Genomic DNA, 12582 nt, shown 5'->3' with positions numbered 1-12582 from the left:
ACGCTCATCGTTCATCAGGTCGGGCGTTCATCAGGTCGGGCAGAAAGTCGGGCGCGTGGTCCGGCAGCCAGGTCCGAGCCCGGGCCCGGTACTTCCGCGGCAGCTCGCCGATGCGGATCGACAGCCTGCCGTCGCGCGAGCGGCTGATCACGATGCCCCGGGCGTCGGCGGCGGACGGGACATAGGCGACCTTCGCCTGCTCGGGCATCAGGGCCTTCAGCTCGGCCTCGGCGGCGCGGTAGGCCTGGACGCCGTCGTGGTTGCTGACCAGCACGTCGCCCACCGCGACGAACCGGTTGTGCATGGACATGTCGAGCACGCCCATGTCGTCGAAGTCGGGTGCTTCCACCGGCAGCGGGTCGGCCGGCTCCAGATCGTTCTCGACGTGCCACCAGAAGGCCTGGATGGTCTCCAGCAGCAGGGCGGCGTCGGCCTCGTTCCGCTCGACCGTCAGGAAGGAATAGCCGGTCGGACGCAGGACGGAGAGGACGCAGCGGGCCAGGCCGGACACCATCATCTGGTGCTGCATCTGCCAGTAGTACCGTTCCGCCAGGTCCTCGTCCGTCTTGAAGCCGGAATGGAACTTGGCCTCCAGGATGGTGTCCGGGGCGGCCGTCGGATCGGCCGGCGGAGCGCCCCAGGTCAGGAAGTCGAGGTTGGCGACGATATGGTCGTGGTCGGGGTGCACATGGGTGCGGTGGCCGGCCGGATAAGCTCCGATCCCGGTGCGGTAGGTGTAGAAGCGGGCATGCAGTGATTCGGTCGCGATGCCGATCTGGACGACGGGAACAAAGTCCAGCCGCGGCGGGGCGGCCCGGCCCGTCTTCTCGCGCCACAGCTCCGTCCAGTGGCCCGCCATCACGCGGACCGCGTCGCTGGAGCCCAGGCGGCGGGCCCGGAATTCTACCTGATCCTTGGACAAAGCCATCTGTCGATCCCTGACCCGCTGCAGCTTCGCATTTGAGTCATCCCTATATGGGCATAGCTCCGCTAATGTTAACTGCGATTTCGCATTTAACAAAGAACAAAATGAGAACTACGGGGAGGAATCTTGCCGGTCCCCGGGAGGGGTTCGGGGGCCGGCGGGGTCGGCTCAGCTCATCAGTTCGACCCTCAGGGGGCGAACCACCAGGATCGCGACGCCGACCATCTCGGCGCCCTCGATGACCATCGGGCAGCAATGGGGGTCAGTGCTGACCGGGACGAGCTGCGGGTGATAGTATCGGTAGGCGCACAGCGAGGTGCCGTCGATCGTGATCACCATGTCGCCCTTCCGGGGAGGGACATGGTCGACTGGCTCGATCACGATCTGGTCCTGGGGCAGCAGGCCGCCCGCGTTCATGTGCAGCGAGTTGATCTGGAGCCCGAAGGCGCGCGGCGAGGTCGGCCGGTCCATCAGGACGCACGGGGAGCCGCGGCGCAAGGCATCGGCCAGATACGCCGCAGCCCCGGCGCGAGGCAGGTCCATGACGGCACGGATCTGCTCGTGGCTGAGCACGGGAACCCGGCAGGAGGAGGTCGAGGGCTGGTTGCTGGACAGAAAGCGCGGCTCCGACCCGGCGGCGAAGGCCAACCGCCCGATGGTCTCCGCGCTGGGCAGGCTGGCGCCCTCGGGGTCCTTGAGGAAGCGGGTCAGGTTGGTCGCGGTCACGTCGGCGCGCTTGGCCCAGGTGGCGGCCGTCCAGTCCCGCTCCTCCATCACGGACCGAAGCCAGCGGTGAAGCGACTCCCTGATCTGCTGCATTGGCCAAATTCCCCGTCTGCTGAAAACCGCGGCACGATGATGACAATCATGCAAATTCGCAAGGAGAGGACTGGAAATGAGAAGATATCAGCGGATATTCCTGCGTTTTCGCATGACACTAGCGCGACTATAGGACCAAGAACCAGATTGCGAGGAAATATAGCCTAGATTCGACTGCCTGACGAGCCCGACGCGGACGAATCAGCGGGTCGGCCGCCTCAGACCATGTAGGCCAGCCGCAGGCCGCCCCAGTGCCGGCCCAGGACGCTGATCGGGGCGGAGACGTCCTTCATCAGGCAATACTGCCCGCCGCCCATGTCGCGGCGGTAGGTCTGGAGCAGGAAGGGCCGCGTGTTCCGGCCGGCGGCGAGGCCGACGCGGTCGTTGAACATGCGCCGGTTTCGGCCGTTGGCGGTGTTCCAGGCGACGTCGGCGCCGTGCGGCTTGGAGAACTTGGCATTGTGGGTCGGCAGGTAGCCGTTGCGATCGACCGTCACGCAGAACACGATGCGGGGGTCTGCGGTCAGCATCGCCTCCTGGATCTCGGGCAGGACCGCGTCGGTGAAGTCGGTGAAGCGGGTCCGGACCTGCTGGGGATTGGTGTCCGGAATCGGCTGGTAGGCCTCGTCGAAGAGGGCTTCGGCGGTCAGACGGCTGGAGCGGACGGCATCCTCGAAGAGGGCCGAGATCTGCGCCGCGGCGTTCCGGGCGTGGCGGATGAAGGGGGTATCGACCGTCTCCACGTCCAGCTCGGCGGTGATGCCGATCAGTCGTTCGCTGACGCCTAGCAACCGGATCACCCGGTCGCGGGTCGCGTTCAGGTCGCCGCTCGACAGCTCCACGTCGCCCGCCATGTCGGCGATCTGCTCCTCGACCCGGCGGGAGCTCTCCCGGATGCCGGTGGCGGCGTCGTCGATCCGGGTGGTCTCGCGGTCGACCTGGACCATCGCGGAGCCTACCGTATCGATCATGGTGCCGAGCGCCTTGGTTCCCGTCCCCACGGCCTTCGCCTTCTCCATGCTCTCGCTGCTCTCGGCGATCAGCAGGTGGGCCTGCTCGTTGAGGAAGCGCAGGGTGGCGTCGATGTCGGCGGTCGCCTCGCCCGTCTTGGCGGCTAGCGCCTTGACTTCGCCCGCGACCACGGCGAAGCCCCGGCCGGCCTCGCCGGCGCGCGCGGCCTCGATCGTCGCGTTCAGCGCCAGCAGGTTGGTCTGCTTGGCGATCGCGCTGATTTCCTGGGCCACCTTGCCGATCCGGATCAGGGCCTCGCGCAGCCCGCCGAGCTGGCGCTCCATGCCGGTGACGCCTTCGACCAGCGCGCCTATGTCTTCCAGGGATTCCCGCAGCCGGGCGCGCGAGCCCTCGACCTCGGAAAGGGCGTCCCGGGCGACGGAGCGGGTCGCCTTGGCCGCGGACTGGATGCGGGCGCTGCTCTCCGACATGCCGGCCGCCGCGTCGCGCAGGTCCACGAAGACCGCGGCCTTCTTGGTCATGCGCGAACTGACGTCCTCCACGCTGCCGGCGACATCGGCGATCTCGATGCCGAGCGTTCCCGCCTCCTGCGCCACCGCGCCGATCAGGAACGACTTTTCGTTCATCATGGTGTCCATCAGCCGGCGCGCCCGTAATTTTTGATTGTTTCAGGCCGGAATGTATCCGTTTCGAAATCTTCGGCGTATTTTATTAAACGAGGCTTAATCGCTTACGCCGCCTGGGGCTGGAAGAAGCAGTCGAAGATCGGCATGCCGGTGAAGGCGAACATGTCGGGCATGGCGTGGTGGAGCGTGAAGGCGCCGGCGTCGTGCCGCTCGCCGGAATGGGCGGCGCCGAGATCGGACCAGTCCCGACGGGCATCGTGGCGGCTCCAGTCCAAGGTTTCGGCGGTCTCCTGCGGTTCCGGCCCGAATTCCTCGAACGAAGCCTCGACGGTCTCCTCATCCTCCTTCCCCTCGTCGTCGTCGCCGCCGGGGAGCTTCAGCCTGACGCTGTCGACGTCGATGCCGAGCGTCCGGAGCCCCTCCCCGACGCGGCCGGCGAGGTCGGCCCCGCGGTCGCGCACGGCGGCCAGCAGGGACGGCAGCGCGTTCGCCTCCCCCAGCGCCTCCTCGAAACCGCGGGTCAGGGCCGCCAGGGCCTGCCAGGCGCCCGCCTCCCCTTCGGGTCCCAGGGCCGCCGCGCTGCCGCCGAAGGCCGCCAGGCCGTCCCGGTCGATGACGGCGCTGCCGGTCAGCCGGTCGGCCTTCGGATCATAGGTCAGGCCGCGGAACAGGCCGGACAGGCACCCCTGCCCGGTCAGCTTGAGGATCGCGGCGTCGCGGACCTCGCCGAAAACTTCCGAGATCGCGTCGGGCGACAGCGCCTCGGCGATCCCGCCGGCGGCGCGGGCGCCGAAATACTTCTCCAGGAAGGCCGCTTCCCGGTCATCGCGACCGTCTCCGGGAGCGGCCTCCAGCCCCGCCCAGCCGAACAGCACCCCGGTGACCTCGCCCTCCAGCGCGGTGAGCAGGCCGGCGTCGGTGCCGGCGGTCCCGGCGGCCGAGAAGGCCGCGGCACGGTCGCGCAGTCCCGGGTTCGCCGCCAGCGCGTCGCCCAGGTCCGGTAGGCATCCGCGCCCGCGCAGCGTCGGCAACGCGCCCCGGCCGGCGGAGTGCGGCCGGACGCATTCCGCCGCGACGTCGACGCCCGCGCCTCCGCCGCCGAACCCTACCCCGCCGGCCGGACCGGCATTCCCCTGGAGGAGATCGGACCAGCCGTCGGCGCCGTCCGCATCGAAGAATGCGTCGTCGTCGCCGAAGTCGCCGTCGGCCATTCCGAACGCCATCGCCATCCGGGTGGCGAGCCCCCTGACATCCAGCCCGGAGGCGGCCGCACCGGCGGCGGCGTAGTCCGGACCCCAGTCGCGCCGGCCGGTTTCGGTGCCGGCGCCCTGCCGGCGGATGTCGCTGTCGAACTCCAGATCCCCGCCGCCGCCGCTGCCGCCGCCGGCCTCGGCGATCAGCGCCTCCAGCACGTCGCCGCCGAACTCGCCCATATCGTGGAAGACCTCGCCCCGGCCGACCTGGAGCGGGTCGGCGGAAGCGGTTTCCGGGGTATCGTCGCGACCGCCGGGTCGAGACGTTCCCAGCCACCGGGACCGGGGAGGTCCAGGAAGCCGAGGCAAGCGGATATGGGAAAAGGAAGAGAAAATCGACATCCAAGCCCCGAATGACGACCCGATCGAAGTATCCACAGGATCAGATCGGTCAAAGCCGACCGGAGCCACATATACCCAACTGATCCCATTGAAGAAACTGCGTAAAAACGCGGTAACTTGGGAGGGGTCTAGATGTCACTCCTGAAATGGATGCAGGAGCATTCAAAAATGAATGCGCCCGGATGGTCGTGATCTTCAGCGTTGCTCTTCGGTATAGGTCGATAAAGCGAAGGGATTGGACGAAGCCGCTCGGCCAGCGCGGGACGTGACAGTGCGCCGCAGCCTGGGACCGCCGCTACTGCTTCTCGAGGATCCGCCAGCCGGAGCCCTCCCGGGCGAGCTTGAGGCGCGCCTTGGCGCCGCGCTGGCTCAGCATGCGGGCACCGTTCAGCTCGACCATCAGGTCGAACTGGATGGAGGCGACATGGATGCCCTTGCTGTCGGTGACGCCGCCGATCGTCCTGAGATTCATGATGCGGACGGCGTCGGGCACCAGCTGGCCGGGCGGCGGCAGCGCTCCGGCGGCCTTGACGACGGCCAGTTCCTGGTTGGCCGAGGCTTCGAGCAGCGTCGCGATGACCTCGTTCGACGGAACTTCGTCGAGACAGGCGGCGAGCGCCAGGATCGGCAGCGCGAGTACGGCCAGACGCTTCAGCACCCCATCCCCCTTCCTGGGCAGGAACCGCCCAAATCATGAGGGGGACACGGTTAAGAAATCGCCGCCGCGGGACGCTTCACGATCCGCGGCGCAGCCTCCCGGCCTCGGCGATGCGGGTGTCGAGACGGTCGTCGGACAGGCCGAAGGGCTCCTGGTGGACGATCACCTCGGCCTGGGGGAAGGCTTCGGTCAGCCGGCGCTCGACCTCGTCGGTGATGTCGTGCGCCTGGGCCAGCGTCAACTCGCTGTCCAGTTCGAGATGAAGCTCGATGAACAGCGTGATCCCGGCGTTGCGGGTACGGAGATCATGCATGCCGCGCGTCGCCGGGTGGGCCATGACGATCTCGCGGATGCGCTTGCGGTCGCCGTGGGGAATCTCGCGGTCCATGAGGGTGTCCAGCGACCCCTTGGCGATATGGAACGCCCCGACGATCAGGAAGGCGGCGATGCCCAGCGCGAAGATCGGGTCCAGGATCGGGATGCCGGTCATGCCGGTCAGGACCAGCGCCGCGATGACCGCCAGGTTCATGAACAGGTCGCCGCTGTAATGGAGACTGTCCGCCCCGATCGCCATGGAACCGGTCCGCCGGATCACCCGGCGCTGGAACGCGACCAGCCCGACGGTCAGCACGATCGAAAAGACCATCACGGCGATGCCGGCGGAACTTTCCTGGAGCGGGGCCGGGTTGATCAGCCGGTTGATCGCCTCGTAGGTGAGGAAGACGGCGGAACCCGTGACGAAGGCCGCCTGGGCCAGGGCCGCCAGCGGCTCCGCCTTGCCGTGCCCGTAGCGGTGGGACCGGTCGGGCGGCCGCAGGGCGACCCGGACCCCCAGCAGCGTGACGATGGAGGCCAGCAGGTCGGAAGAGCTGTCGATCAGCGAGGACAGGATGCTGACCGACCCGGTGTAGAGATAGGCCGCCAGCTTCGCCGCGATCAGGGTCAGCGCCACGCCGACGCTGGCATAGGTCGCAGCCCGGCGCAGGCGGCCGTCGTCATCCCGCTCCGGATCGTCGTCGATGGTATCCGCCATCCTGGCTCCCTGCCTGCCGCCTTCCGAATGCTGACGGCAACACCTTTAGGGAAACAGGCGTTCCGTTGTCCATCCCGGCGCCGCGTCCGCCGCGCCGTCCGGTCCCCCTTGCACCCGGTGGAAGACCACCCGGTCATGCAGGCGGAACGGGCGGTCCGCCCAGAACTCGATGCGCTTGGGAAGCACCCGGAACCCGGACCAGAATTCCGGACGCGGGATCGTGCCGATGGCATGACGCGCGGTGAACTCGGCCACCCGCTTCTCCAGCTCCCACCGGCCTTCCAGCGGGCGCGACTGCCGGGATGCCCAGGCGCCGATCTGACTGCCCCGGGGGCGGCTGTGGTAATATTCGTCCGCCTCCGCGTCGGAGACCTGCTCGACCGGCCCCTCGACCCGGACCGAGCGCCTCAGGGACTTCCAGTGGAAGCAGAGGGCGGCGTTGGGGTTGGCCGCGAGCTGGACGCCCTTCCGGCTCTCCAGGTTGGTGTAGAAGACGAACCCGCGCGGGTCCAGCCCCTTGAGCAGGACCATGCGGACCGACGGCACGCCGGAGGCATCGGCGGTCGCCAGCGCCATGGCGTTGGGGTCCTCGGGCTCGGACTTCTCGGCCTCGGCCATCCAGGTCCGGAACAGCCCGTAGGGATCATTAGCGTCAAATTCGATCATGTGTGATGCCGGTCATATTTTTCGGGCGACAACACAATATACATCATTCTCGTGGATACCGAGTGCCAGCTTGCCGCCGCCTCTAGCCGGCGCACTGGTACGTCTCGACGAGGTTTCGCAGGAAAATGCTGAAGAGAGTGGCTCCCGCGCTGATCGCGCTCGCACTGGTTTCGGGCTGCACGACGGATGGACTGGGTCCCAAGCAGGGCATCGGGACGCTGGGCGGCGCCGCGGCCGGCGGCCTGCTCGGCTCGACCATCGGAGGCGGCACGGGCAAGCTGGTCGCGGTCGGCGCCGGTACCCTGCTGGGCGCTTTCCTCGGCAGCGAGATCGGTTCGTCCCTCGACCGGGCCGACCAGGTTTACGCCGGGCGGGCGGTTCAGCAGGCTTACGAAGCCCCGATCGGGGAAAAGATCGTCTGGAACAATCCCAAGAGCGGCAACTCCGGCGTCATCCTGCCGACCCGAGAGGGCCGCCAGCCCGGCACCAACGCCTATTGCCGAGAATACCAGCAAACGGTTACTGTCGGGGGCAGAACCCAACAGGCCTTTGGTCAGGCCTGCCAGCAACCGGACGGCACCTGGAAGATCGTGAGCTGAATTCCGCCGATCCGCCCTCCGGTCCCAGGCTCTGACCAGGCGCCCGCCGGCCGCAGCGGCCGGTAGGCGTCCGCCGTAGTGCCGACCATTTTTACAGGATACGCTACCTCGTGGCCGTCATGCGCGACCCTTATCAGGTTCTGGGATTGACCAAGTCGGCCTCGGCCGAAGAGATCAAGCAGGCTTACCGGCGCCTCGCCAAGCAGTTCCATCCCGATCTCAATCCCGGCAGGCCCGACATCGAGCAGCGCTTCAAGGATGTCTCCGGCGCTTACAACCTGCTGTCGGACGCGGAGAAGCGCGCCAAGTTCGACCGCGGCGAGATCGATGCCAACGGCAACGAGCGCCCGCTGCACCGCGCCTATGCCGGCGGCGGACGCGGTGGCGCTGACTTCGGCGGGTTCGACGCCGACGACATCTTCTCGGACCTGTTCGGCGCCGGCCGCAGGCGGGGCGGCGCCGGCCATGGCGGCTTCAAGTCGCGCGGCACCGACATCGCCTATTCGGTCACCGTCCCCTTCACGGAGGCGGCCCTGGGCACCAAGCGCCGGATCAACCTGTCGACCGGCAAGAGCATCGACGTGGCGATCCCGCCGGGGACCGAGGACCAGCAGAAACTGCGCCTGAAGGGCCAGGGGATGAGCGGGATCGGCGGCGGCCCGGCCGGCGACGCGATCGTCGAGGTCCATGTCGAGACGCACCCGTTCTTCGTGCGCAAGGACGGCGACATCCATCTGGAACTGCCCGTCAGCCTGCCCGAGGCGGTGCTGGGCGCCACCATCAAGGTGCCGACCCTGGACGGACAGGTCGCCGTCAAGGTGCCGCGCGGTTCGAACACCGGCGGGACGCTGCGGCTGAAGGGCAAGGGGATCGTCGATCCGAAGACCGGGCTGGCCGGCGACCAGTACGTGAAGCTGAAGGTCGTCCTGCCCGAACCGCCGGACGCCGAGTTGACCAGCTTCCTGGAGCGCTGGTCGAAGGACCGCAGCTACGACGTCCGCAAGAAGCTCGGCCTGGGCTGATCCCGGGCCGGATCGATCCGGAGACTACTCGATCACCCGGATCGACGGCCTGCTGGGCAGGCCCGGTTCATGTTCGCGGACCGGGCGCGGGGCGCGAGAGCGCGGCGCCTGCTGGCTGAGCGAGGGGTCGGGCATGGCGGTGCCGGTGTCGATCAACTCCCGAAGGCGCCGCTCGGCGCGCTCAACGGTGCTGAAGATCCGGGTCTCGCCGGCGTCGATCGCAGCGAGCAGCGCCCGCAGCATCTGGCGCATGCGCTCGTTCTCGGCTTCGAGCTTGGACGCGGCGGAGCGGGCGACGCGCAGCTCCTGCGCCTGACGCTCGACCACGGCGGCGAGGGTCTCGATCTGGGTGATCAGCCCGCTGTTGCCGGGCCGGTCCCGCCCGGCACCCTCGAGGCGGGCCAAGGTATTGTTGAATTCGTCGAAAAGGGCGTCGTCGCTGCCGCGCTGGTACTCCGCCGGGCGCCGAGCCCCGGAAGTTCCACCATCCAGATCAACCCCGCGAGGGCGGATTTCGAAACTGCCAGACACCTTGTTCTCCAATACCCGTGTGACGGCGCATCCGCCCGCTGGAGACAATTTTAGGCCCGCTTAGTCAATAAGCAGTTAAACACGGCATGTTTCGGCGTCTCGTTCCCGCCGCATTTTCCAGGGAGGCTATACCGGCCGACAGGCTTGACGCTGGCGACGCGAACCGCGCTTACTCTGGTGAACAGCAAATCAAATCAAGGAACAGGTCGGGCAGAGATCATGATTTACGCAACGGCAAGCACCTGGGCACAGGACATCAAGCAACGGTTGAAGAACACTCCCTTCAATATCGGACCGGCGGCGGACCTGATCGGGCTGGGGGGTTTCGCCTGCTTCGCGGCGGCCGGACTGATGCTGTGGCTGGATCAGACCCGTTCGGCCTTCGCGGCGTTGGCATCCGTCCTGATCTTCACGGTCGGGCTGATCATGTTCGGCACGTCGGTCGTACTGCGCGCCGGAATGCCGCAGCGGGCCCGGCAGGCTTCGGCCGCCAAGCCGGGTGCGCTGTCGCACCACCCGGCGGAATAGAAGGCCGGCGGATCGGGAGGAGGCGGGGCCGGGACGAACAATCCCTGCCCGCGCCCCTCCCCGGTCAGACCTCGCGCTCGCCGGAACTGGAGGTGGACGCGAAGACCGTGGCGATGAAAACGGCCGCGATCAGGCCGAAGAGCGCGAGCGCCGCCATCGGCGTATGGAACACCACGAGCGCGGCGGTCGCCAGGGCAAGAGACAGTAATTTCCACATTCTATACTTGTCGAATATCGTTTCGATAGTAGTAGACTTACCCCTCAGGGGGCACCTCCTGATTCGGTCTGGAAATGGTGACTATTTCATGGCGTCCAGCAGGGCCGATTATTAAACCCCTGTCATTAATCAGTCATTTACCGACGGCTTGATATCATTCTCCTATTGCCATGGAGCCGTTTTGAATGCCTGTCAGCAGTTATCTCTTGAACCCTTTGCGCAGCCTTGAACAGGCCCGGTCCGAGTTGGGCCGCGACGACTCGTCGGCATCGGTTTCGCAGGAAACCGATGCCGACGAGCGCGATCCGCATGAACCGGTGGCGCCCGCCGAACGGCAATCCTGATCAGGAGCCCTGATCAGGAACCCTGATCGCGGGCCCCTGATCGCGTGCCGCCATCAGCCGCGCCGCGGCACCACGTCGTTGACGCAGTTGATCGGTTCCCCCGCCAAAGCCGCCAGGGCCGTCTCGGCCGACTTGCGGCGCAGGTCGACGATGCTCGACGGGCTGTAGAAGGCGGCGTGCGGGCTGATCAGCAGGCGGCCGGCGATCCAGGGCTCCTGCGCCACCCAGGCCCGCACCAGCGGATGGTCCGGCTCCGCCGGCTCGACCGGCAGCACGTCCAGCGCGGCCCCGGCCAGCCTGCCGGCCTTCAGCGCCTGGAACAGGGCGTCCAGGTCGACCACCGCGCCGCGCGCCGTGTTCACCAGGATCTGGCCGGGCCGGGAAGCCGCCAGCGCCTCGGCCCCGATCATTCCGCGCGTCTCCCCCGTCAGGGGACAGTGCAGGCTGACGATGTCCGACCTCGCCATCAGGTCGGCCAGGTTCCGGGTGCGGCCGAAGCCGAAGGACAGCTCCGCGCCGGAGGGCAGCGCCGGATCGTAGAACAGCACGTCCATCCCGAAGGCGCGGGCGCGCAGCGCCGCCGCCGTCCCGATCCGCCCCAGCCCGACGACTCCGAAGGTCTGGCCGCGCAGGCGGCGGACCAGGGGCGGCGTGTCGAACCGCCAGGCTCCGACCGGGTCGGCGCGAAGCTGGGCGTCATAGGCCGCCACCCCGCGGGTCAGGGTCATCATCATGGCGATGGCGTGGTCGGCGACGTCGGTGGTGCCGTAGTCCGGCACGTTGCAGACCGGAATGCCGCGTCCGGCCGCCGCCGTGATGTCGATGTTGTCGAAGCCGACGCCGGCCCGCACCATCACCCGGCAGCGCTCCAGCCAGTCCAGGCAGGGGCCACGGTACTGGATGACGTGGTAGCAGATCACGGCGTCGCAGGCGCGCCAGCTCGCCTCGGGCACGTCGGTCTCCCGCACGGCGCGATGGACGTCGAACGTGACGCCGGGACCGGCGGCGGCCCGCTCGATCCCGGCATCGTCGAGGAACTGCGCGTCTGGAATGAGGATACGCATCCGGTCCCGCCTTCCCTTAGAACGGCCCGGCGCCGTTCGCGCCGACATAGACGCTGTAGAGCGACGTCGTGGCGGTGATGAAGAGCCGGTTCCGCTTCGGCCCGCCGAACGCCAGGTTGGAGACCACCTCCGGGACCAGCACCTTGCCGATCAGGTCGCCGTTGGGCGAATAGCAATGGACCCCGTCGCCGGCGCTGGTCCAGACATTGCCGTCCGTGTCCAGGCGGAAGCCGTCCGCCAGCCCCGGCTGGATGGTGGCGAACACCTCCCCGCCGGACAGGGTGCCGGACTGGGACACGGTGAAGGCCCGGATATGGTGCGGACCGTCCTTGCGGTGCGAGGCGCCCGTGTCGGCGACGTAGAGGATGTGCTCGTCGGGGGAGAAGGCGATGCCGTTCGGCTTGTCGAAATCGTCCGCCGCCACCGTCACCTGCCCCGTTTCGGGATCGATCCGGTAGACGTGGCAGCCGTCCTGCTCCATCTCGGACCGGTGGCCCTCGTAGTCGGTCAGGATGCCGTAGGGCGGGTCGGTGAACCAGACGGAGCCGTCCGACTTCACCACCACGTCGTTGGGCGAGTTCAGCCGGCGCCCCTGGTAGCTGTCGGCCAGCACGGTGACCGTGCCGTCATGCTCGGTCCGGGTGACCCGCCGCGCGCCGTGCTCGCAGGTGACCAGCCGCCCCTGCCGGTCGCGGGTGTTGCCGTTGGAGAAGTTGGACGGGCTGCGGAAGACACTGACTCCGCCGCCTTCGACCCACCGCATGATCCGGTTGTTGGGGATGTCGCTCCACAGAAGCTGTCCGGCGTCGCCGAACCAGACCGGCCCCTCCGCCCAGCGCATCCCGGTGTGAAGGCGCTCGACGAAAACGTTGCCGAGCGCGTAGCGCTTGAAGCGCTCGTCGATGATTTCGAAAGCACGATCCATGGCCTGATCCCCCCGAATGTCGGATTTTTGTTGTCATGACGAACGATCCGCTGCCCCA

15 protein-coding genes are annotated in these 12582 nt (G+C 67.8%); 4 read left to right on the top strand and 11 right to left on the bottom strand.

Annotated features, from left to right (window positions below):
- Positions 1–4: 4 nt before the first annotated feature.
- The 7 genes from JL100_RS07145 to pdxH all read right to left on the bottom strand — a co-directional run bounded on the left by JL100_RS07145 (position 5) and on the right by pdxH (position 7294).
- Positions 5–928, bottom strand: a complete 924-nt coding sequence (locus JL100_RS07145; protein WP_202680036.1) for a YqaJ viral recombinase family protein — start codon at positions 926–928, stop codon at positions 5–7.
- A gap of 165 nt (positions 929–1093) precedes the next feature.
- Positions 1094–1744 carry an XRE family transcriptional regulator gene (locus JL100_RS07140; RefSeq protein ID WP_202680035.1) on the bottom strand — a complete coding sequence of 217 codons (651 nt, stop codon included), beginning with the start codon at positions 1742–1744 and terminating at the stop codon, positions 1094–1096.
- Between the two features lie 218 nt (positions 1745–1962).
- Positions 1963–3345 (bottom strand): methyl-accepting chemotaxis protein, encoded by a 1383-nt coding sequence (locus tag JL100_RS07135; protein WP_228421113.1) that lies wholly within the window; start codon positions 3343–3345, stop codon positions 1963–1965.
- Positions 3346–3446: 101 nt separating this feature from the next.
- On the bottom strand, positions 3447–4904 hold the full coding sequence (locus JL100_RS07130) for a hypothetical protein (protein ID WP_202680033.1): 1458 nt from the start codon (positions 4902–4904) through the stop codon (positions 3447–3449).
- Positions 4905–5232: 328 nt separating this feature from the next.
- Positions 5233–5595, bottom strand: coding sequence for a hypothetical protein (locus JL100_RS07125; RefSeq protein WP_202680032.1), 363 nt, complete (start codon positions 5593–5595; stop codon positions 5233–5235).
- 76 nt (positions 5596–5671) lie between these two features.
- Positions 5672–6628, bottom strand: coding sequence for a cation diffusion facilitator family transporter (locus JL100_RS07120; RefSeq protein WP_202680031.1), 957 nt, complete (start codon positions 6626–6628; stop codon positions 5672–5674).
- Between the two features lie 45 nt (positions 6629–6673).
- Positions 6674–7294, bottom strand: a complete 621-nt coding sequence (gene pdxH / locus JL100_RS07115; RefSeq protein ID WP_202680030.1) for a pyridoxamine 5'-phosphate oxidase — start codon at positions 7292–7294, stop codon at positions 6674–6676.
- 125 nt (positions 7295–7419) lie between these two features.
- On the opposite strand from pdxH, the gene JL100_RS07110 reads away from it, so the two are divergent.
- Entirely contained in the window at positions 7420–7893 is a 474-nt protein-coding gene (locus JL100_RS07110) for an RT0821/Lpp0805 family surface protein (RefSeq protein WP_202680029.1), read from the top strand.
- Between the two features lie 119 nt (positions 7894–8012).
- Entirely contained in the window at positions 8013–8915 is a 903-nt protein-coding gene (locus JL100_RS07105; protein ID WP_202680170.1) for a DnaJ C-terminal domain-containing protein, read from the top strand.
- A 24-nt stretch (positions 8916–8939) separates the two neighbouring features.
- Here JL100_RS07105 and JL100_RS07100 read toward each other — a convergent pair whose 3' ends face one another.
- Positions 8940–9446 (bottom strand): hypothetical protein, encoded by a 507-nt coding sequence (locus JL100_RS07100; RefSeq protein ID WP_202680028.1) that lies wholly within the window; start codon positions 9444–9446, stop codon positions 8940–8942.
- 144 nt (positions 9447–9590) lie between these two features.
- Here JL100_RS07100 and JL100_RS07095 point away from each other — a divergent pair, with 144 nt between their 5' ends.
- Positions 9591–9974, top strand: a complete 384-nt coding sequence (locus JL100_RS07095; protein ID WP_202680027.1) for a hypothetical protein — start codon at positions 9591–9593, stop codon at positions 9972–9974.
- A 64-nt stretch (positions 9975–10038) separates the two neighbouring features.
- On the opposite strand, the gene JL100_RS07090 is transcribed toward JL100_RS07095, so the two are convergent.
- Positions 10039–10191 (bottom strand): hypothetical protein, encoded by a 153-nt coding sequence (locus tag JL100_RS07090; protein WP_202680026.1) that lies wholly within the window; start codon positions 10189–10191, stop codon positions 10039–10041.
- Between the two features lie 185 nt (positions 10192–10376).
- Here JL100_RS07090 and JL100_RS07085 point away from each other — a divergent pair, with 185 nt between their 5' ends.
- Complete coding sequence (locus JL100_RS07085; protein WP_202680025.1) at positions 10377–10535, top strand: hypothetical protein; 159 nt, start codon at positions 10377–10379, stop codon at positions 10533–10535.
- A gap of 53 nt (positions 10536–10588) precedes the next feature.
- Here JL100_RS07085 and JL100_RS07080 read toward each other — a convergent pair whose 3' ends face one another.
- Both JL100_RS07080 and JL100_RS07075 read right to left on the bottom strand, forming a co-directional pair.
- On the bottom strand, positions 10589–11599 hold the full coding sequence (locus JL100_RS07080) for a C-terminal binding protein (protein ID WP_202680024.1): 1011 nt from the start codon (positions 11597–11599) through the stop codon (positions 10589–10591).
- 16 nt (positions 11600–11615) lie between these two features.
- Positions 11616–12524 (bottom strand): SMP-30/gluconolactonase/LRE family protein, encoded by a 909-nt coding sequence (locus tag JL100_RS07075; protein ID WP_202680023.1) that lies wholly within the window; start codon positions 12522–12524, stop codon positions 11616–11618.
- Positions 12525–12582: the final 58 nt, after the last annotated feature.

It is taken from the genome of Skermanella mucosa (genome assembly GCF_016765655.2).
Classification (GTDB): Bacteria; Pseudomonadota; Alphaproteobacteria; order Azospirillales; family Azospirillaceae; genus Skermanella; species Skermanella mucosa.
The sequence above is the reverse complement of the archived record's forward strand: the minus strand, read 5'-3'. Positions and strand labels throughout refer to the sequence as shown.